General features: G+C 61.3%; 12 protein-coding genes and 1 pseudogene (1 of these 13 only partly in view). 11 read left to right on the top strand and 2 right to left on the bottom strand.

The annotated features are described in order from the left end of the window. A protein-coding gene (locus tag BJ6T_RS29685; protein WP_028169827.1) for a hypothetical protein crosses the window boundary here: on the bottom strand, nucleotides 1–720 show its 5' portion. Its footprint begins 660 nt before the window's first position; the window shows 720 of its 1,380 coding nt (coding positions 1–720); its start codon is at nucleotides 718–720; the stop codon falls past the left edge of the window. A gap of 1,062 nt (nucleotides 721–1,782) precedes the next feature. Here BJ6T_RS29685 and BJ6T_RS29680 point away from each other — a divergent pair. The 9 genes from BJ6T_RS29680 (at nucleotide 1,783) to BJ6T_RS29635 (ending at nucleotide 16,629) form a co-directional block, all read left to right on the top strand. Then, nucleotides 1,783–4,905, top strand: a complete 3,123-nt coding sequence (locus BJ6T_RS29680; protein WP_043900260.1) for an efflux RND transporter permease subunit — start codon at nucleotides 1,783–1,785, stop codon at nucleotides 4,903–4,905. Further along, the gene (locus BJ6T_RS42720; RefSeq protein WP_014496243.1) at nucleotides 4,902–5,381 is read left to right on the top strand and encodes a hypothetical protein; all 480 of its coding nucleotides are present in this window, start codon (nucleotides 4,902–4,904) and stop codon (nucleotides 5,379–5,381) included. The genes BJ6T_RS29680 and BJ6T_RS42720 overlap by 4 nt, the downstream gene beginning before the upstream one ends. Before the next feature lie 46 nt (nucleotides 5,382–5,427). Further along, complete coding sequence (locus BJ6T_RS29670; RefSeq protein WP_014496242.1) at nucleotides 5,428–8,574, top strand: efflux RND transporter permease subunit; 3,147 nt, start codon at nucleotides 5,428–5,430, stop codon at nucleotides 8,572–8,574. Next, nucleotides 8,571–9,269 carry a hypothetical protein gene (locus tag BJ6T_RS29665; RefSeq protein WP_014496241.1) on the top strand — a complete coding sequence of 233 codons (699 nt, stop codon included), beginning with the start codon at nucleotides 8,571–8,573 and terminating at the stop codon, nucleotides 9,267–9,269. Before BJ6T_RS29670 ends, BJ6T_RS29665 begins: the two co-directional genes overlap by 4 nt. Nucleotides 9,270–9,386: 117 nt before the next feature. After that, nucleotides 9,387–10,469 carry a PepSY domain-containing protein gene (locus BJ6T_RS29660; protein WP_014496240.1) on the top strand — a complete coding sequence of 361 codons (1,083 nt, stop codon included), beginning with the start codon at nucleotides 9,387–9,389 and terminating at the stop codon, nucleotides 10,467–10,469. Between the two features lie 170 nt (nucleotides 10,470–10,639). Further along, a complete protein-coding gene (locus tag BJ6T_RS29655) occupies nucleotides 10,640–11,737 on the top strand; it encodes a PepSY domain-containing protein (protein ID WP_225895025.1) in 1,098 nt (365 codons plus the stop codon). 163 nt (nucleotides 11,738–11,900) lie between these two features. Beyond that, nucleotides 11,901–12,773, top strand: coding sequence for a hypothetical protein (locus tag BJ6T_RS29650; protein WP_014496238.1), 873 nt, complete (start codon nucleotides 11,901–11,903; stop codon nucleotides 12,771–12,773). Between the two features lie 254 nt (nucleotides 12,774–13,027). Next, nucleotides 13,028–14,659, top strand: a complete 1,632-nt coding sequence (locus BJ6T_RS29645; protein ID WP_160321081.1) for a peptidoglycan-binding protein — start codon at nucleotides 13,028–13,030, stop codon at nucleotides 14,657–14,659. Next, nucleotides 14,656–16,629 carry an ABC transporter ATP-binding protein/permease gene (locus BJ6T_RS29635; protein ID WP_080588516.1) on the top strand — a complete coding sequence of 658 codons (1,974 nt, stop codon included), beginning with the start codon at nucleotides 14,656–14,658 and terminating at the stop codon, nucleotides 16,627–16,629. The genes BJ6T_RS29645 and BJ6T_RS29635 overlap by 4 nt, the downstream gene beginning before the upstream one ends. Nucleotides 16,630–16,907: 278 nt before the next feature. Here BJ6T_RS29635 and BJ6T_RS49440 read toward each other — a convergent pair. Then, a pseudogene (locus BJ6T_RS49440) lies at nucleotides 16,908–17,268 on the bottom strand (VOC family protein). A gap of 318 nt (nucleotides 17,269–17,586) precedes the next feature. Here BJ6T_RS49440 and BJ6T_RS29625 point away from each other — a divergent pair. Next, a complete protein-coding gene (locus BJ6T_RS29625; protein WP_014496234.1) occupies nucleotides 17,587–18,639 on the top strand; it encodes an NAD(P)-dependent alcohol dehydrogenase in 1,053 nt (350 codons plus the stop codon). A gap of 1,149 nt (nucleotides 18,640–19,788) precedes the next feature. Next, on the top strand, nucleotides 19,789–21,459 hold the full coding sequence (locus BJ6T_RS29620; protein WP_014496233.1) for an aromatic/alkene/methane monooxygenase hydroxylase/oxygenase subunit alpha: 1,671 nt from the start codon (nucleotides 19,789–19,791) through the stop codon (nucleotides 21,457–21,459). Nucleotides 21,460–21,488 lie beyond the last annotated feature (29 nt).

Genomic DNA, 21,488 nt, shown 5'->3' with positions numbered 1-21,488 from the left:
GCCCCGGTAGGCCACGACTGAGCCGTAGAACGGTGCAGGCTCCAGCGGAGGTCGTACCGGTAGCGGTCGGAACGCCCTCTGCGGCGGCGGGACGTAGCCCAGCCAGCGCGCGATTTGTTGCACCGCTGGTGCAACGACCAGCGGATTAACCTTGGGAACGACGACGGGCGCCGGCAGCGGCTGCAGCGGCGGGGTTGGCCAGGCGAATTCCAGCCCTCCTGCGGTCTGGCGGTTTTCGAACACTTCGGTCGTCAGCGGAGTGCCGATCGAAAGCGTATCCAGGCGCGCCACGCCGGTAGACGTGCCGAAATGCAAAGTCTCTACGCCGAAGCGCGCGGCGATCGGGAATTGCATGAGATCGCCGACCAGGATGTGAGTCCGATCAAGCGTGAAGCGATCTACCCCTGTGCCGGGGATGCCGGTGAAAACGGGGCTGTTCCCGGTCGGAAATATCGCGCCGCTGCCGTTGTCAAAATGGAGAACGACAGCACCAGTTACCCAGTCGCTCAGCTTGATATCGAAGTCGAGTTCGGCCGTCCCCAGAGCCAGGTTTTCCCTGGTTGGACCGGTGAAGTCGTTTGTGCGCGAGGCGAGCCCTTCGATGACCCCGCTCAGGGCAAGGAAGCTGTTGATCTGCGGGCCCGTCTTCTTGAGCGTGTCGCCGATAATCTGTCGTGTTGCGTTCTCCTGTGCCGCCCAAGCGATCTCCAGATCCGTCACGCGCGCTGCGAGTGGTCTGTTCGCCCCGGCTTCAGACAGATCCGGAGTGGGCAGCACGCCGGCCGATGCCTCAGCTGGCGGTGCAGGCTTTGTCGCAGTCGCAGTCGCAGCCGGTGTCGCCGCAACTGCAGCAGGGGCCGGACGCTCATGCGCTGCTGGAGGCGTCTTATGCCGCGGCGCGGTTGCGCTCTCCAGCGCACCGAGACGCTGAGAAAGCTTGCGGTTCTCCGCCTTTAGCTCCCCGAGCATGCGGCGAAGAACTGCGATTTCATCGTTCTCGGCAGCGGCAGAGGCAGAGGGGACAAACAAGCCAAGGCTGAACAATGCCGGCGTAGCGCTAACGATCAACCGGCACACGGTGCATGGTCGCCGGCCGCCCACCGTTGACCCTGCGGCCCCGATCCCTGTTGCGCGCCATCGCTGTCCGAATGCGGCAACGAACCCATCTCGCTTGCTCGAGGTCATGTGCGGCTCACTATCCTAGGCTGTATTCTCTAAAACAGCCGGACCAACTCGCTCACAACAATTTCGTGCACACCGCCAAATTCTCTCAGCGAGTGTTATGTCCGTCAAGTCGACACCAGACAAGAGAAGAAGAAGTTAACGGATGTCGTTCAACGGCACCGAGCGGAAGTCACCCTGACGATGAGCGACTTGAGCACAAGCGAACGGATCAAGCGAAGTGCCGCGTAGTCCCGTCCCGAAAATGCGATCGTTCAATGTGAAGTTGTCACGAACTTCGAGGAAGACAGCAATTTGGGTAATGGTGTGTAACCTAATTGGGTAGCATCCGTTGACCCAAGCGGTTGGACCTGTCCAAAAGTACAGTGTCAAAATGTCTCACGGGAACTAATCATATAAAGGCAGTAATCTAGCAGCGTACGCGAAAATTGTTCGGTCCGTCCAAAACGAGCTGCGGCTCGCGATGGTCAAAGGAACCCGCCGGGGAAGACGACTGCGATTCCCTGTGAATGCGATGGCAGCCAGAAAACATTCAGCAGTCGCGAAGGCATTTTGCAATCGTAGTTAGATTTCAATCAGAGGTCAGGAGAGGGGGCGAGAATGTTGTGGCTCATTTCCTCTGGCGTGCGATTGCGTACTCTTGTTGTGGCTGTCGCTGTCGGTCTGCTGATCCTCGGAGCAATCGGCATCAAGGACAAGCGGCTAGACGTCATCCCCGAACTTGCTCTGCCCTCGCTCACTGTGAAGACGGAATCGCTTGGCCTCTCTAGCGCCGAGGTTGAATCGTTGATTACCGTGCCGCTGGAAGCGGACCTGCTCAACGGTGTCCCCTGGCTTCAGGTCATCCAATCGGAATCGATGGCGGGACTCTCGACGATCGAAATGATCTTCGCGCCCGGCACCGATCTGATGAAGGCGCGCCAGATGGTGCAGGAACGACTGACGCAGGCACACGCTCTGCCGAACGTCTCCAGCCCGCCGGTCATGCTGCAGCCGGTGTCCTCAACCAGCCGAGTGATGAATATCGGCCTGAGCTCGAAATCCGTCTCGCCGATCGACATGTCCATTCAAGCGCGCTGGAACATCGCTCCGCGGCTCGCCGGCGTTCCTGGAGTCGCGAACGTTTCGATCTGGGGGCAGCGCGAGCGGCAGGTGCAGGTGCTTGTAGATGGCCGAAACCTGCTGAAGAAGGGTGTCAAGCTGGAGCAGGTGATCAAGACCACGGGGGAAGCGGTGTGGTCCTCGCCGCTGACCTACCTGAACTCATCCACGCCGGGCACTGGCGGCTTCATCGAAACACCGAACCAGCGACTCAGCATTCGCCACCAGCTGCCGATCTCCACCGTAGGCACCTTCGCCAAGGTGCCGTTGAGCGGCACGACGGTGCGCGTTGGCGATGTTGCCCTTCTTGCTGAAGGGCATCAGGCGCTGATCGGCGATGCCATCATCGGCGATGGGCCGGGCCTGATGCTGGCCATCGAGAAGTTCCCCGGTTTCAACACATCGGACGTGACGCGCGGCGTCGAGCGCGCGCTCGACGAACTGAAGCCAGGGCTCCCCGGCATCGAGATCAACACGGCGATCTATCATCCCGCGAGCTTCATCGAACGTGCGACGCGTAACCTGAGCACCGCCGCAACCATTTCGGTCGTCTTGGTCGCGGTCGTGCTTGGCCTCCTGATGGGCAGCTGGAGGGCGGCCGCTGTCGCCCTGGCCGCGATTTCGTTGTCGTTCGTTTCGGCCGTGCTGCTGCTGCAGGCCGTGGGGATTTCGCTCAGCATGATGGTCATCGGCGGGCTCTTGATGGCCTCCGGCGTGGTGGTCCATGACGGCATTCTTGATTCCGACAATCTGCTGCGCCGGCTGCGCGCGCCTCGCGACGGACAATCTGGCTTCTTCGTCCTCGCCCGAGCGATGCTCGAAACGCGTCGGCCGATGGTCTATGCGTCATTGATCGTCGTGCTCGCGGTGCTTCCTGTCTTGTTCATGCAGAGCCGGTCGGCGGCATTCTTTGCACCGATGGCGTGGGCCTATATCGCCGCCGTGTCCGTCTCGATGTTAGTGGCACTGATCCTGACCCCTGCGCTGGCCGCGTTCCTTCTCGTCAATGTCGGGCAGAATGCGAGGGGCGATAGGCCGATCGATCAATGGGCCGGAATTCTTGATCGGGTGGGCGGCCCCGTCACCCGCTGGCCGATCGCCAGCGTCGGCGTCGCCGTTGCGGCAGCGATCGCTTGCTTTGCGATCGTGACTCCCCTCGAACGCAACATGGTGCCAAGCTTCAAGGAGACTGATCTTCTTATCGAGTGGCAAGGGCCGCCTGGCACCTCGCTCCAAGCGATGATGCGCTCGACCGAGGGCTTGATCCAGGACCTCAAGCAGATTCCGGGCGTGCAGAATGCGCACGCCAATCTCGGACGCGCGCTGCTTTGCAACTGCGAGCACGCAACCGACGTGAATACGGGGCAAGTGTGGGTCAATATCGATCCCAAGGCGCACTATGAAACCGTGGTCGATGCCGTGGAAGCCGCCATCACCGCCTATCCCGGCATGCGCGGGCAGGTCGGGACATACCTGTCGACCAAGTTGCGTGAGGCGCTTACCGGCGATCCGGATTCCATCACCGTGCGCGTCTACGGCAAGAGCCTCGATGTCATTCGCACCAAGGCCGAGGAGATCCGCGCGGCCATCGCGAAGATCCACGGCATCGAAAACGCCCGAGTCGAACTGCAGGTCGAGGAACCCGCGATCGAGGTCAAGGTCGATGTCGACCGAGCGGCTGATTTCGGCTTGAAGCCCGGTGACGTCCGCAGGGCGACATCCGCACTGGTCGGTGGCATCACCGTCGGCGCGCTGTTCGAGGAACAGAAGGTTTTCGACGTGGTCGTCTGGGGACGCCCGGAGTTGCGCGACAACATCGAAGACATCCGGAATCTGATGATCATCAGTGAGAACGGGTCTCAGGCTCGCCTCGCCCAGGTGGCGGACGTCCGGGTCACGCCAACGACCAGCATTATCCGCCGCCAGGGAGCCTCGCGCCGCATCGACGTGCTGGCAAAAGTGGATGAGCGGGCGCTCGGCGATGTGGCAGAGGACGTCGCCAGGACAGTCAAGCAGGTTGCTTTCCCGTTCGAACATCGGGCCGAGGTACTGGGCGAATACAAGGAACAGGGTGCCACCCTGCGGTCGATATACGCTTACGTGGTGGCCGCGGCGATCGTGATGTTCCTGCTCATGCAGGCAGTGCTCCGTAGCTGGAAACTCACGGCGTTGTCGCTGCTTGGTGTCCCGATCGCGGTGCTGGGTGGTCTGGCGGCGATCCCGGTTACCGAGGAGGGTACCCTCTCGCTCGGCTCGTTGATGGGCCTGGCGGCGGTGCTTGCGTTGACGGTCCGACAGGGTGTCGGTCTCGTCGCCCATTTTCAGCATCTGCAATTGAACGAGGGCGAGCCGTTCGGTGCAGCGCTAGTGCGTCGAGGAGTTCGGGAGCAGTTCCCGAGCGTCATGACATCATCGATCGCGACGCTCGCCCTAGTGCTTCCGTTCGCAGTCATGGGCGACGTCGCGGGACTCGAGATCGCCCACCCACTCGCGGTCGTCGTCTTGGGTGGCGTTGTCACCGCTACGCTTGGAACGTTGCTAATGCTTCCAGCGCTCTACGTACGGTTTGCAGCCGGCTGGATCAACGACCGCATCGATCTTGAGATGGAGACCGCGTCATGATCACCGAGCGGCTCCTTTCAATTGCGATCAGGAAGGACAAACGTGTCATGGCCCACTTCGGTACTTTGGCGGCGGCGATGTCTGCCGCAGTCCTCGCGACGTCCTGTGTCTCAGCTCTGGCCGCGGAAACGACTGGCAACGCGCCTGCGCGAGTGGAAGCCACAGCCGACGCTAAGATCAAGAAGATAACGCTAACGCCGAAGGCGGCGGAACGGCTTGGTATTCTGATCGACGAGGTGCGCGCGGACCCCTCGGGGCGGCTCATCGTCCCCTATGCATCGGTTCTTTACGACCTCTCGGGAAAGACGTGGGTCTATATCAGCGCCGAGCCGCTCAGCTTCGTGCGCGGACCGGTCGAGATCGACACGATCAAGGGCGACAATGTGTACCTGAGCGACGGGCCGCCGGTCGGCACGAAAGTGCTCGCCGCAGGGGTACCGCAGGTGTTCGGGACAGAGGTGAAGGTAGGTCATTAGGTTGGTTGTCTCCATGACGGCTGAGGCCTGAGGGGGATGTCTTGCGATGATGAAGCTGGTCATAGCATCGAGTCTGCGCTTTCGTTATCTGGTCCTCGCCCTCGGCGTGGTGCTGACCTGGTTCGGTTTGGCGCGCCTTAAGGACGTGCCGGTAGATGTGTTTCCGGAATTTGCGCCGCCACGCGTCGAGATCCAGACAATCTGCCTTGGGCTCTCATCCGCCGAAGTCGAGCAACTTGTCACCGTGCCGCTGGAAAACGCGCTGAACGGCGTTCCGGACATTGATGTGATGCGTTCAAAGTCGGTGGGGCAGCTGTCGTCGATCCTCCTGATCTTCAAATCCGGCGTCGACAGCATCCGCGCACGTCAACTGGTCAGTGAGCGCATGGCGCTCGCGTCCAAGGCCCTCCCGACGTGGGCGGCGCCGCCCTTCATGATGCCGCCATTGTCCTCGACGAGTCGGATCATGAAGATCGGCATCACCTCGCAAGACAAGTCCGTTATGGACCTGTCGATGCTCGCCTATTGGACCATCCGGCAGCGGTTGCTCGGCGTCCCCGGAGTTGCGAACGTCGCGATCTGGGGCGAGCAGCTCAAGATGCTCCAGGTCATGGTGGACCCGAACAAGATGGCGGCGGCGGATATCACGCTGGATCAGGTGCAGGAGGCGGTTTCCGATGCCCTTGACGTCGGTCTCTTGCGCTATTCCCGCGGCGCGCATATCGGCACCGGCGGCTTCGTCGAAACACCCAATCAGCGCTTTCAACTGATCTTTGCCGCGTCTGGCGTGACACCCGAGACGCTCTCCAAGGTGCCGGTGACGACCAAGGACGGCAAGCCGCTGTTGCTGAATGAGGTGGCAGACCTTGTCTATGCACCGCAGGGTATGATCGGTGATGCCGTCATCAACGATGGCCCGGGACTGATGCTCATCGTCGAAAAATTCCCCTGGGGAAATACGCTTGCGGTTACCCGCGGGGTGGAGGATGCGCTGGAGAAAATGAAGCCGGGTCTTCCGGGGGTTGAGATCGATACGACAATCTTTCGACCGGCAACCTTCGTCGAGGACTCCATCGACAATCTGTCACGGGCACTGTTGCTGAGTTGCCTGCTGGTTACGGGAATTATCGTCATCTTCCTCTACGAGTGGCGCACCGCGATCGTCTGCATCGTCGCGATTCCGCTGTCGCTGCTCGCAGCCGCACTGGTCCTGTTCATGTCGGGCGCGACCGTCAACACAATGACGCTGGCCGGCTTCGTGATCGCGCTGGGAATCGTCGTCGATGACGCGATCCTCGATGTCGAGAACATCATGCGACGCCTGCGTCTCGCGCGGCAGGCGGGGGATACGCGAAGCACGGCGCGCATTGTTCTGGACGCGTCCCTCGAAGTTCGCGCGCCGATCGTCTCCGCGACCCTCATAGTGGTCGCCGCCGTGGTACCCGTGTTGTTTATGCAGGGCCTGACCGGATCGTTTTTCAAGCCGTTGATTGGAGCTTATGTACTTGCGATCGCGGCGTCGCTCATCGTGGCGATGACAGTGACGCCGGCGCTATGCCTGATCTTGCTGGACAACGCGCGGCTTGAGGGGCGCGAATCGCCGCTCATCGTCTGGCTGCGGCGACACTATCCGCCGTTGCTCGAGCGTGTCACCCGAACGCCGCGTCCGGCCTTCATCACCGTCGGCGCCGTGACACTGGCGGGAATTGCCGTCTGGCCGTTGCTCGGGCACTCACTGCTGCCGTCGTTCAAGGAACGCGATTTTCTGATGCACTGGGTCACTTCGCCCGATACTTCGCTGCCTGAGATGTTGCGCATCACGACCCGGGCAAGCAAGGAGCTGCGCGCCATTCCCGGGGTACGCAATTTCGGCGCCCATATCGGTCAGGCCTTCGCCGCCGACGAGGTCGTCGGCGTGAATTTCGGGGAGAACTGGATCAGCATCAGCAAGGATGGCGACTACGAAAAGACGCACGCCAAGATCGACGAAATGGTGGAGGGTTATCCGGGCCTCTACCGCGATGTGCAGACCTATCTGAAGGAGCGCATTCGCGAAGTCCTGACCGGCACCGGCGAGGCGATCGTCGTCCGCATCTTCGGCCCGGATCTCGACGTCCTCAGGAACAAGGCGGAGGAGGTCCGCGCGGCACTCGCCGATGTTCCCAACCTCGTCAACCTGCACAAGGAGCTGATCGTCGAGGTGCCGCACATACAGGTCACGCTGAAATTGGAAGAGGCTCAGCGTTACGGCCTGAAGCCGGGCGACGCCCGCCGCGCCTCTGCGACCCTGATGGCCGGAGAGGAAGTCGGCGACATCTTTCTCGAAGGACGCACCTATGACGTTCAGGTGTGGACCCCGCCGGAATTCCGTCGCAGCGTTGACTCTGTCCGCCGGATGCAGATCGACACGCCCACAGGCCAGCGCGTGCGGCTGGCGGAAGTAGCCAACGTCGACATTCAGCCAACGCCAAATGTCATCCGACGCGAGGCAAGCTCTCGCCGGATTGACGTGGAGGCGAATGTCCGGGGCCGAGATCTCGCCGCGGTCGCCCAGGATGTGCAGTCGCGTCTGGATAAGTTGTCATTCCCGCTCGGCTACTACTCTGTGCTGCAGGGCGAATATCAGGAACTGCGCGCCGCCCGCGCGCGGCTCGAAATGCTTGGCGTGCTGGCGCTCGCGGTCATATTCGTGCTTCTGCAGCAGACTTTTGGCAGCTGGCGGCTGGCAACGCTCAGCTTCCTCACGCTTCCCTCGGCGCTGGTGGGCGGTATCCTGGCGGCGTGGCTAGCAGGCGGAATCGTTTCCCTCGGCTCGTTGATCGGCTTCCTGACCGTCCTGGGCATTGCCGCACGCAACGGGATCATCATGATCAATCACTTCCAGCATCTGGAACGCTATGAGGGAGCGGCGTTCGGCATGGACCTCGTGCTTCGCGGGGCGAACGAGCGGTTGCGTCCGATCCTGATGACAACAGGGGCCGCCGGACTTGCGATCCTGCCGCTGATCATTTTCGGCAATTTACCCGGCCACGAGATCGAGTATCCGATGGCCGTGGTCATCATGGGCGGCCTTGTGACATCGACGCTGCTCAACTTGTTCATTTTGCCTGCCCTTTATCTCCGTTTCGGGCGCGGAACGGTCGGGCCGACAGGTCCAGAAGCCGTAGGAGCATATCAGGGGAGGGCGACGTGAAGATCAAGCAGCGTCACGACGGCTGGCTCGCTTCGGTTGTGGCATTGGCAACCATGGCTCTTCCGATGGCGACGTCCGCGACCGAGGACGGGCAGTTCGAACAGGTCTCCGTCTATCTCGAGCGCAACGTGCAAGACAGGGACGCTGAGATCAAGTTCGAGGTGACAGGCGCCAGTGAAGGGCTCACGGCGCTGAGGGTATCGGCGCCCGGCGAGCGAACGGTGATCGATCTCAAGACTCCCGACTCCAAACTTGGGATTCGCAAGCTGACGATCGAATCCCCGGAACCCGCGGATGACCGCATCGTCAAGGCCGACTTCCCGGCGGGCGCGTACCGTTTTGAAGGCAGCACGAACAAGGGCGTACGCCTGCGTGGCGAGGCGCGACTGAGTCACGCTTTTCCGGAACCCGCCATGTTCGAATATCCACGGTCAGGCCAAACGGATGTTTCCGCCGCTGACTTGACCGTGCGTTGGTCTGTGCCGAAAGGGATCGAGTCGTGCGTCATCGTTATCGAGCAAGACGGTTCGCCTTACGAAATCCGGGCGCTGGTGCCGGCTTCGACCAAAACCTTCGCGGTACCCAAGGGATTCCTGCGCGCCGGCCAGGCTTACACGCTCGCGATCGGTACGGTCGCGAAAGATGGCAACCGCTCCTTTATCGAAACCGAATTCTCCACCGCGAGGGAGCGATGAACGAACGCATCCCGTCATCGTCAGATCGGCCTGAGGCCAACCGGCCATGTCTTAAGGTCCAGCTTGCGCAATCCCGGGCGGCGGCCGGATCCTCCGTCCATACCTGAGGGCATTGCAATGGTGGACATAAAAGCGAAGCCAGTGGATTGGCGGCTCGGCCCGTTCTTCCGGTTGCGTGCCGCGCTTACGGCAGCTGTCGTCCTGACCGCGGCCGGATGTATCGCGGGCAGCGGCGCGTATGCGGCGGCCGAAATCAAGGACGCGCCGCGCTGGACCAAGGGCAGCGACTTCTCCTCGCTGAAGGATTGGAATTTGAAAGGCGAACAGATCGTCCCGCACGGCTCCAACCCGCTCTATTACCCGATCACGCCGGGCCACAAACATGCGCTGGAGCGGCGCGATCACCCGGATGGCAGATATCGCAAGGAAACCGTGGTGCTGAACACCACGGAGGATTTCGATATTCGGGACATCGGCAAATTCAAGACGGCGGTGGTGCAGGAAGAGGAGTATCTCGACGGCGCCCTGACTCAGCGCACGCTCAACTGGATCGCCCTCGACAAGGCCACCAACAACGTTCTCTCGTTCGGCGAAGTGAGCTGGAAAATCGAGGACGGCAAGCCGAGCTTTACGGGCACGTGGCGGGCCGGCGACCCCGACGGTGACGGCGTCGCTGAACCGGGCCTGTTGATGCCGGGCACCTTCAAGGTCGGCGAGCGCTACATTCACGCCGGCAGCAAGAGCACGTCCTATGGTGGCGCCGAGAACATGGAAGAAGGCCTCCAGGCCACGGTCCCTGCCGGGACGTTCAAGGGCTGCGTCCGAGTTCGCGAGCAGGACTTGATCGACCTGAAGGACATCAACGACGAGATCTGGTGTCCGGACGTCGGCCTCGTGAGCGATACGTCCGACGGCAAGCTCGTCATCTCCAACGCGCTGCCGTCCAGCAATCCGGCCTCCAACGTTTCAAGCATTGGGAAGCTGCGCGACAAACCCGCGAAGCAAAAGTCGGCGGCGGCCAAGGTTTCGATTGCTGACGCCAAGAGGATCGCGATTGAGCGAGTACCCGGAAAAGTCACCGACGTGACGATCGAGAAGAAGCGGGGCAGGAACGTTTACGTCGTCGAGATCCAGACCGGTAGTGGCGAGGTCGACGTCTTCGTCGATACCCAGACCGGGGAGGTCGTTGGAACGGACTGACACAACGGACTGACGTGGAGACAGGCCGATGGAGTTGGGAGACCGCATGAGGAAGATCGTTCGCGGCGGAGCACCAGCGCTTTCTGTCGGTCAGCCACGTGAAGTTTAAGACTTCCGCAACCTTGGGCGACGCTTCGCCAGACCGCCGCCCGCAACTGGAGGGCCGTGCGATGTTCGAGATGAAGAGTTCTAATCGACAGATGAAAATGGAAGGCCGTCCATCTGGTCGGCTAATCAGGTGGCGTGCCGCACTCATGGCGGTCACCTTTCTGACGGCGGTCGGGTTCACGCTCGGCGGCGCTGCAGTCGCGGGTGAGATCAAGGATTCGCCGCGCTGGAGCCATGCCAAGGATTATTCGTCACTGAGGGATTGGAATCTGAAGGGCGAGAATATCGTCCCGCAGGGGATCAACCCGCTTTATTACCCGATCGTGCCGGGCCACAAGCATGTGCATGAGCGGCCCGATCATCCCGACGGCAAGTATCGCAAGGAAACCGTGGTCCTCAATGACACCGAGGATTTCGACATTCCCGGCATTGGAAAATTCAAGACCGCGGTCGTGCAGGAAGAGGAATATCTCGATGGGGTCCTGACGCAGCGCGCGCTCAACTGGTTCGCCGTCGATAAGACGACCAACAGCGTTTATGCCTTCGGCGAGGTGAGCTGGGAGATCAACGAGGAAGGCAAGCCGGTTTTCGCCGGCACTTGGCGGGCAGGTGAATTCGACGGCGACAGCATTGCCGAACCGGGCTTGTTGATGCCCGGCACGTTCACGATCGGCGGCCGCTATCTATTCGACGGAGGCCGCGTGAACTCTGGCGGATCCGAGAACATGGAAGCCGGCATCGAAATGACGGTACCGGCTGGGACCTTCAAGAACTGTGTCCGGGTTCGCGAGCAGGGTCTGCGCGAATTGCACGACATCACCGACAAGATCTGGTGTCCGGTGGTTGGGGTGGTGTTCGACACCTCCGACGGCAAGCTCATCGCTTCCAACGCGCTGCCGAAGGAAAATCCAGCCTCAGACGTTTCAAGCGTCGGGACGCTGCGCGACAAGCCCCTAAAGTATACGCCGCCCGTGGCGAAGGTCACCGGAGCGGAGGCAACGAAGATCGCGCTCGAGCGGATACCTGGCAAGGTCACCGAGGTGAAGATCGAGCGAAAGAAAGGCAAGAATGTCTACGTGGTGGAGATCCAGACCCCGAACCAGGGTGAGAAGGACGTCTTCGTCGACATCGAGTCGGGAAATATCGTTGGAACGGACTGAGGAAGCAATGGCACGAAGGCGATCTGAATGGATCGCCTTTCGACTGCGATCCACGAGTCTTCACTCCTGAGTGACGAAATCGTGGATCGCGCGCCCACCCTTCCTGGTGGTTGCAGAGAGATGCGGCCGCGATCCTGCCAGGATTATTCGACGAGGTAATGCCATGAAGAGAGCAATCTGCACGGGACTGTTCACCATTCTTTTCGCTCCAGTGATGGCGGCCGCGGCGGAAGCACCGAAGGGCCTTGGCACCGAGGAATTCGGGCTGTCGCCACGCGAGCTGGTTCAGGCAATCGAGAAGACCGAGGAACTCATCGCGCGCTGCATGAGCGAGCAGGGCTTCAAGTACATTGCTGCCGATGTCGACACGGTGCGAGCTGGCATGTCGGCGGACAAGAGCCTTCCCGGCCTCAGCGAGGAGGAGTTCGTCAATCGCTATGGATTTGGCGTATCCACCTTCTACACCGGTCTGCCGCCTCAATTGTCGACCGGCTACAGTCCCGCCCGCGTCGGTCTCGGCGAACGCAATGTGCAGATTTTCCGTAAACTTTCACCGGCGGATCAGGCCGCCTACAATCGCGCTTTGTTCGGGGACGACACATCCAGCACCTTCGCGGTCGCTCTCGAGATCGAAGACATGTCGCGTACCGGCGGCTGCACACGCAAGGCTGTTGCCCAAACGTTTAAACCTGATCAACTGAAGGCGAGCCACTACAATCCCCAGGACGCACTCATCAACAAGGATTCGCGCATGAAGGCCGCACTTGGCTATTGGCAGCGCGAGATGAAGAAGATCGGTTTTGAATATGGCCACCCCGACGAAATTGAGCCCGACCTGCGCAACCGGCTCAACGCACTAACCGAGGGCGGCAAGCTCCTGGTTGACAAGATGTCAGCGGACCAGAAGGCCGCTTTGCGAAAACTACAAGATTTCGAGCGAAGTGTGGCGGCTAAGGCCTTCAAAATGTCGGAGGAGGTGTTGAAGCCGGTCGAGGAGCGGATCCAGGAGGAAATGTTCTCCCGGAAAGTCCAATGAGATCGATCGTTACATCAATTTGTCGGTCTTTCCCGGGCCGGTTGCTGCGGGTATTCTTCTCCCGTGGCCGGGAATCGCAGCGAAGGCCAGCGTATTGCTCGAGCGAGCATGGCCGGTGCGACCCCAAGAAATAGTTGGGAGGATTGGGCATGGTCGCGAGCCGGGTAAATGTTCTCTGGGGCATCCTGGGGCTTGTCGGCGGCACGGCGCTTGGCGCCTGGTACATGGGCTCCAGGATCCAATCGCCGGCAGAGATGGCGGCGCGCACCGCGCCGCCTGAGCCATCCCCGATCCTTGTGCCCGTCGAATCGCGTGTTCTGAGTTCCGATGTCGTCACGCGCGGGACCGTTCGCTTCGGCCTTCCGCTGCCAATTTCAATTGCGCCTTCGACCGTCAAGGGCGGGGCTGGGCTGATCTCGTCGCTGCCGCGGCCAAATGCGCAGTTCAAGGAAGGCGACGTGATCATGTCAGCGTCTGGCCGTCCGGTCTTTGTCCTGCGTGGCGCCGCGCCGGCCTTCCGCGACATTTCGCCGGGAACGAGCGGGAGCGACGTGCAGCAGCTCGAGGAGGCGTTGGCCCGACTTGGCTTCGATCCGGGACCAGTCGACGGAAACTACGACCAAAAGACGTCCCTTGCGGTTGAGCGCATGTATCAAAAGGCCGGCTGGGATGCGTTCGGACCAACACGCGAACAGCGCGCCGCAGTCGTCACGCTGGAGCGAGACTGGTCGGATGCCGCGAGAAGCCGGCTCGCTGCCGAGACCGCGCGCGACACGGCCATCAAGGCGGTCGCCGCCGCGCGCGCGATCGCGGAGCAGAACATTCGCCAGGCCAGGATCGATAGTGCCATGCGTTTCGGCACCGGCCGGCAGCTGGCAGACGCACGAACGGGCAGATCCCTCGTGGTGGAAACCGAGCGTGCGCGGGGCACATATTCCGCAGCCCTCGCCGATGCCGACATCAAGACGCAGATGGCCGACCGCGCATTGGTCGTCCTCGACCCGCGCCAGACGGAGATGACCAAGGCGGCAGCCGAGGCCAAGCTGAGAGTGGCGCGAAGCGCGCAACGCAAGGCACGGGTGGAAGCCGCGCTTGCGATTGATAATGCGACGCGCGAAGCCAGCCTAACCGACGAGCGGATCAAGGCCGCCGAGGGGGCCGTGAAAGCGGCGAGCCTGGAAGGCGAGCGCAGCGTGCGCGCGGCGCAGGAACAACAGACGCTCGCCGAATTCGACGTCAAGGTTGCAACCGAGCGATACGAGCGTCTGGATCGCGAACTCGCGGCGGCGAGGGCAAAGCTCGGCGTCCAGGTGCCGGCGGACGAGGTTGTGTTCATCCCGTCGTTGCCGATCCGCGTTCACGAGGTGACCGCTTCCGTTGCCGGCAATGCGACCGGGCCGGTGATGAGCGTGACGGACAACGAGCTCAGCATCGACTCGCAACTGGCGATCGAGGCCGCGCCGCTGGTGAAGCCAGGAATGAAAGTCGCCGTCGATGAGCAGGCGCTTGGCATCAAGGCGAATGGTATCGTCGAGACGGTGGCGAACACGCCAGGCACGCGCGGCGTGGATGGCTACCACTTCTATCTCGGCGTCAAGGTGGAGGCTACGCCGGTACCTCTGGCAGGTTTTTCCGTTCGCCTTTCAATCCCGATCGAAACCACCAAGGGCCCGGTTATCGCAGTGCCGACGAGCGCAGTATCGCTCGCCGCCGACGGCACGTCACGCGTGCTGGTCGATCGCAGTGGCCGCCAGGAATACGTCACCGTGCAACCAGGGCTTTCAACGGGTGGCTATGTCGAGGTTAACGCGTCCGACGAGCGGCTCGCGCCCGGCCAGATGGTGGTGGTAGGCTACAAGACGGCGGAGCCGACGGCGATGAAATGACGCCTACCGCAACCATACGTCGAGAGTTGCCGGTCGAAGCGGTTGCCGCCGATCCCAATCATGTGCTCGACCTGCGTAAGGTGTGCAGGCAATTCGGGACCGACCCCGCCGTTAACGCGTTGGTTGACGTCGATCTCGTGGTGCGGCGCGGTGAATGGCTGTCGATCACTGGGCCATCCGGCTCGGGGAAATCGACACTTTTGAATATGCTGGGTTGTCTTGACCGGCCAACCAGCGGAGAGTTCCTTCTTGATGGCGTAGAAACAACGAAGTTGAGCGAGAATGAGCGGGCCGGGCTGCGCAGCCGGCGCATCGGATTCATCTTCCAGTCGTTTCATCTCCTGCCATATCGCACCGTCCTCGAGAATGTCATGCTGGCGGAAGTCTACCGCCGCCGGACCGGACAGGGGCGGCGCGAGCGAGCGCTGGCGGAAATTCGCCGCGTTGGCCTCGCTCATCGGGCGGAGTTTCTACCTTCCAAATTGTCAGGCGGCGAACGGCAGCGGGTGGCGATCGCCCGGGCTCTGATGGGTTCACCGAGCCTGCTGCTGTGCGATGAACCGACAGGTAATCTCGATTCCAAGAACACCGAGTCGATCCTGGACTTCTTCACCGAGCTAAACAAGGAGGGAATGACGATCGTCGTCGTCACGCACGACGAAAACGTGGCGGCCCGCGCCTCGCGGCGGGTCAATATGAAGGATGGCGAACTCCTTGGCGGAGGCGAGCCCGCGCTATCAACCCCATCCAAGAAGCGCTTCGCGGCTTCAGGGATCACGACGCGCGACCTTATCACCGAGTCGATCGCCGGGGCGATCGCGCGGCCGGCCCGCATGGCGCTTACGGTGCTTGGCATCGTGATCGGCATGTCGGCTTTGGTCGCAACCGTCGGTCTCACCCGAACCGCCGGCAATCGCATCATCAGCCAGTTCGATCAACTCGCAGCCACAGAACTCTTCATCTCGGCACGGCCGGGCGGCGCCACCGGCACGATTGATCCGCGTGCAATTCCCTGGGACGCGCCGGAACGGCTCGTTCGGCTTAACGGTGTGGTAGCCGCGGGCCTGCTGAGCGACGTCAATGTCCACGACGCGCTCGTCAGCGCGTCGCCGGTCGTGGATCCGGCAAACCAGACAGCCATCAGGCTGGCGGTGCGCGCTGCCTCGCCCGATCTGCTCCGCGCCGTGCGCGGCGAACTCGCCTCTGGACGGTTTCTGGATGACGGGCACTCTGTCCGCGCCGACCGCGTCGCGGTGCTTGGTCCCGATGCCGCGCGCCGCCTAGGCATCGGCGGGGTCGAGCGGCTGCCCGCGATCTATGTCGGCGATGAACTCTACCTCGTGATAGGTATCCTTCGCGATGTCGTGAGAAAGCCCGAACTGCTCGGCTCGGTCATCATTCCTGAGGGCACGGCGCGACGGTACTTTGGCCTTTTCGGGCCCGGCCTCGTTGTCGTGGAGACGAAGATCGGCGCCGCCACCCTGATCGCGCTACAGGCGCGAGCTGCTCTGCGGCCGGACGACCCACGCACGCTTCGGGTGCAATTGCCGCAGGAGCCGCGACGCGTGCGCGATGACGTGCAGACCGACCTCAATGTCATGTTCCTGCTGCTGGGCGGCCTGTCGCTGGTGGTCGGCGCGCTCGGGATTGCAAATATTACGCTGGTGGGCGTGATGGAGCGAACGGCGGAGATCGGACTGCGCCGCGCCGTTGGCGCGACGCGCCGGCACATCGCGGCACAGTTCCTTGTTGAGAGCGCGTCCATGGGGATTGTGGGCGGACTGCTTGGATCCAGCATCGGCGTTATGATCGTCGTCGGCGTCTCGGCATACCAGGTCTGGACACCGGTGCTCGATCCGCTCGCTCCTCTGCTCGCGCCTGTTGTCGGCGGCGTGATCGGTCTTCTCTCCGGAGTGTATCCCGCCTCGCGCGCTGCAGCGCTCGAGCCAGCCGATGCGCTCCGCGTCTAGTCGAAACTCAGTGAGCGCGCTCGGAATCCGAAAATCCGATTTTTGCTTCCATTCCTGACATATTTGGTCCTGGTACAGGCAATCTGCAGAAGCTTGATCAAACCAAATTCTTCAGTTAGTCCAATCACATAGACGGTCGATCGGGGCCAAATAGATTCAACAAAGTGAATGACTTACGATGGAAATTTTCCGTCGCCCCGATGATGGATCGGAACGAGAGTTTACTATTTCAAATAGTTGGAAGGGGACGTGTGCACGATGTGTGCACCGGCTTTTGATCAGTTAAGACGTCCGCCGCGCTGGATTACCTCGATATTGTAGCCGTCCGGATCGGCGACGAACACGAAGCGCGCCAGCGTATTGCTGTCATGTCTGAAGTCGCGAAGCGGTCCGGGCAAGCTTCTCGCGCGCGAAGCGGGCATGCTCGGCGTGGAGATCCTCGACCGCCATGGCCAATGTCCGTAGCTGTCGCCGAGCGCATACGGCTCCTTGCGATGACTGTCAGCTCCAGTTCGAAAGGAGAGGACGGTGACGCAAATAGATCAGGGCGAAATTGGCACACTCAGATGGTCGGCGATCTCGAGATCGAAGGCGCGTCAGTAGAAGTCGAGATCGCGCCTCATGGGCCACGCGGATCATCGAGTGGACCGGTTTGGCCGTCCAGTTAAGTTCCTTGCGCGGCAAGCGATGCGCAGCAAAGTCCAGCAGCTCTCCTTTTTGTCGTGCCTAGCGTGACCATCGATCCTCCCAATGGTGGAGGACTTTAGATGACGCTGATCCGTGCCTGGTAGTATCGGGCTGTTTCAGCGCGGTGATCTATCATTTTCCCGCTGCGCCGCAGCAGGGCTGTCCAACAGTGGCTGTTGGCGCCGCGACACAAATCTGCTGGCACAAAAAATGCTGAGGCTGAAATCGCCGATGGCGCACCGAAGTTCGCCGGGGGAGACGGAGGAAATGATGAGAGCCCAAGTATTGAGAGCCTATGACGAGAAGCTTTCCGGGGACCAGTGGGTCAGGGAAGAGAAGGTACCTGATCCGAAGTTGACGAAATCAACGGACGTCATCGTCCGCATTGGTGGTGCGGGCGTATGCCGAACCGATCTTCATATCATCGAAGGCGTGTGGAAGCCGCACATGGATCCGACCGGTGAAAAACTGCTTCCCCTCATCATGGGGCACGAAAATGCAGGGTGGATCGAAGAGGTTGGCAAGGAAGTCGAGGGATTGAAGAAGGGTGATCCCGTGATCGTCCATCCGAAGATCACCGGTGGCACCTGCCTTGCCTGTCGCCGAGGCTTCGACATGCATGGTCCTGGCACATTTCCAGGCCTCGACTGCAACGGCGGCTATGCAGAATTCCTTTGCACCTCTGAGCGCAACATTGTCCCGCTGCCGCGGACTCTCGCGCCAAAGGAAGTCGCGCCGTACGCGGACGCGGGCCTCACTGCGTATCGCGCTGCCAAGAAAGCCACGCGTCACCTTTTGCCGGGCGAATTCTGCGTGGTTATCGGTGCGGGCGGGTTGGGCCACATCGGAATCCAGTGCCTCAAAGCGATGTGTGCGGCCGACATTATTGTCGTCGACAAGTCCGAAGCATCGCTGAAACTGGCTGAAAAATCGGGCGCCGATCACCTCGTGAAGGCTGACGGCAACGAATTGGCAGCCGTTCTCGCCATGACCGCTGGAAACGGTGCGGAAGCGGTGATCGATTTCGTCGGCGAGAAGGGCACGACCTCGAAGGGCCTGGCAATGACCCGCCCGATGGGTAGCTACTACGTCGTTGGCTACGGCGAGGACATCCGGGTGCCGACCGTCGACATGGTGATTACCGAGAAGAACATTATCGGCAATCTGGTCGGCACATGGGCCGAGTTGACCGAGCTGATGGCCCTTGCGGATCGAGGTCTGGTTCAATTAGCCACGGCGGAGTATCGGCTTGCGGACGCCAACGAGGCGTTGCACGATCTCAATGCCGGAAAAATTCATGGACGGGCCGTCTTGATCCCTTGAACCGTGCCTGCGTCATCCATCGCGAGCATGCATTTGCTCGCGATGGATCGAGCGGCCGGCCATCGTCATGCCAGTGCGGAGGCTTCGGGCACCGTCACCGAAGCCCAATCCGCGCGGGATCTTCTGCAGGCCGCGCGCTGCAGCAGTTCAATCAGATCGGTTCCACACAAGCCCATATCGCAGTGCAAACACCGCAACGTGGAGGAATGGTCTGATTTCCGGATTCTCATAGTGTGCCGTCGTCTCAATTTGCATCGTTGTCGGTCTCAGATCGATAGATCGCTTAGGAACACCGCATGAGGTTCGTCCTCGTCAATGGCAGAACACCGTGGCTGAAGACGTTCTGCATGTCTTGCTGCGAGCCGATACGCGCACACTATCTGAGAGAATTCAGTACCGGGCTCCCTTTCTGCGATCATGACTGCTACGCCCAGTACACCGAGCGCTGGATCGAAAAGGCTCGTCAATCAAAACGGTCGGCCAGTTTCGAGGACTATCGCTAGTCCGAGTGGGCGGGCAACGCACGAGTCTCGGCATGCGCCGCCCTCAACGCGAAAGAGGCCTGTCGCATCGAGTGGACCGCGCTGGATTCCGAACGCGCGCAAACCGTTGCCCGGGGCAATTTCCGGCACTGCTGCAGCGCAATCATTGCGCTGCAAAGTGGCGGTCTCCGCGTTGCGCCGATTCTCATTTTGCAACTCTTGTCGCAGTTTGCATTTCCGCAAGTCGCCAACTGCGGGCCGCGACGTCTCCGTCCGCGCTGATCCTCATCTCCGGCAGTCAGAAATCGATCTAGCGAGGCGAGAGCGCGCTGGCACGCCCATTGCAAAGCTGTTCAGCACAACAACGCTGACTGCTCCGTCCGGGGCGAGCCGCGAAAAGAACGAGGGAAGGGGATGTCAAGCTGAGGGCGAACCTTGCGCGGGGTGACTCAATTGCGATCGGAAGACGGCTAGGTCCGAAGGCCGCTCCTGATCATCCCCGAGGCGTTCCACAGTCATCCTGAGACCCTTGCCGATATCAAACGTCCGGCCGTGCAAACGGTCGCGAGGTGGCCCGTAACGCACGGGTAAGCACTGCTCGGTCCGCGGAGGTCCAGGCAGGCGGAATATCGATGTGGTTTCTGACCCGATCAGGAGGAAAGACGAGATGTCTGGAACGCTAACACTCAACAAGATCACCGCCCAGCGCGGCATTTCCGTCGGTGAGGCTGCAAAGAAGATTGCAGATCTCGGATGGAATCCGTCCTACGTCCAGGAAGCGATGACCTTCCCCACCGACTACAAGATCACGAAGGCGCCGAAGGATCCGATGAAGCAGGTCCTTCGCTCCTATTTCCCGATGCAGGAGGAAAAGGACAATCGCGTCTACGGTGCCCTCGATGCCGCGCTTCGCGGGGACATGTTCCGCAACGTCGAGCCACGCTGGGTCGAGTGGATGAAGCTGTTCCTGGCGATCATCCCGTTCCCGGAAATTTCTGCGGCACGTTCGATGGCGATGGTCGGCCGCTTGGCACCCGGCGAGGATCTCCGCACCGGTTTCACGATGCAGATGGTCGACGAGTTCCGTCACTCGACGATCCAGATGAACCTGAAGAAATGGTACATGGAGAACTACATCGACCCGGCCGGCTTCGACATCACGGAGGAGGCGTTCGGCAAGTGCTACGCCACCACCATCGGTCGCCAGTTCGGCGAAGGCTTCATCACCGGTGACGCCATCACGTCGGCGAACGTCTACCTGACCGTGGTCGCCGAGACGGCGTTCACCAACACGCTGTTCGTCGCCATGCCGTCGGAGGCGGCGCGCAACGGCGACTATGCGTTGCCGACCGTGTTCCTTTCGGTTCAGTCGGACGAGAGCCGCCATATCGGCAACGGCCACTCGATGCTGATGTCGATGCTGAAGGAGCCGGAGAACCACCTGCTGCTCGAGCGCGACATGCGCTATGCCTTCTGGCAGAACCATGCCATCGTCGACGCGGCGATCGGGACGTTCATCGAATACGGCACCACGAACCGCGACAAGAACAAGGAGTCCTACGCGGAGATGTGGCACCGCTGGATCTTCGAGGACTATTACCGGACCTATATGCTGCCGCTCGAGAAGTACGGCATCAAGATCCATCATGACGATGTTCAGACCGCCTGGAAGCGGTTGACCGAGAAGCACTATGTCCACAAGGTCGCGCAGTTCTTCGCGGTCGGCTGGTCGGCGAACTTCTGGCGCATCGAGGCGCAGACCGAAAAGGACTTCGAGTGGTTCGAGCACAAGTATCCGGGCTGGTATGCGCAGTTCGGCGAGTTCTGGAAATGGTACGAGAAGCTGTCGCATCGCGGCCAAACCAACATCCTGTTCAACAGTGACGTCGGCTACGTCTATCCGCATCGTTGCTGGTCGTGCCTGGTTCCATGCCTCATCCGTGAGGATATGGTCACCGACGAGATCGATGGCAAGCTCCACACCTTCGCCCATGAGCTCGATCGGTGGACGGCCGTCGAAGCCTTTGCCGGCGAGTACCAGGGTCGTCCGACCCCGGCGATGGGGCGGTTCAGCGGCCGTCGCGAGTGGGAAAGCGTCTACCACAATGTGGATATTGCCGACGCCATCAAGGATCTCGGCTTCGTGCGCACGGACGGCAAGACCCTGGTCGCGCAGCCGCACCTGCGCTTCGACCAGAAGGAAATGTGGACGCTCGACGATGTCCGCGGCCACATCCTCAAGAGCCCGCTAGAGACGCTGCGGGAGATGAGCCCGGCCGACCGCGAGAAGCATCTCGCCGAGTATCGCAAGGGATTTACCATCAATCCCTGCAACTGAGTGAGACGGAAGGGGCCGGCTGCGGCCGG

Origin of the sequence: Bradyrhizobium japonicum USDA 6 (genome assembly GCF_000284375.1) — a bacterium.
Taxonomy (GTDB): domain Bacteria; phylum Pseudomonadota; class Alphaproteobacteria; order Rhizobiales; family Xanthobacteraceae; genus Bradyrhizobium; species Bradyrhizobium japonicum.
The sequence above is the reverse complement of the archived record's forward strand: the minus strand, read 5'-3'. Positions and strand labels throughout refer to the sequence as shown.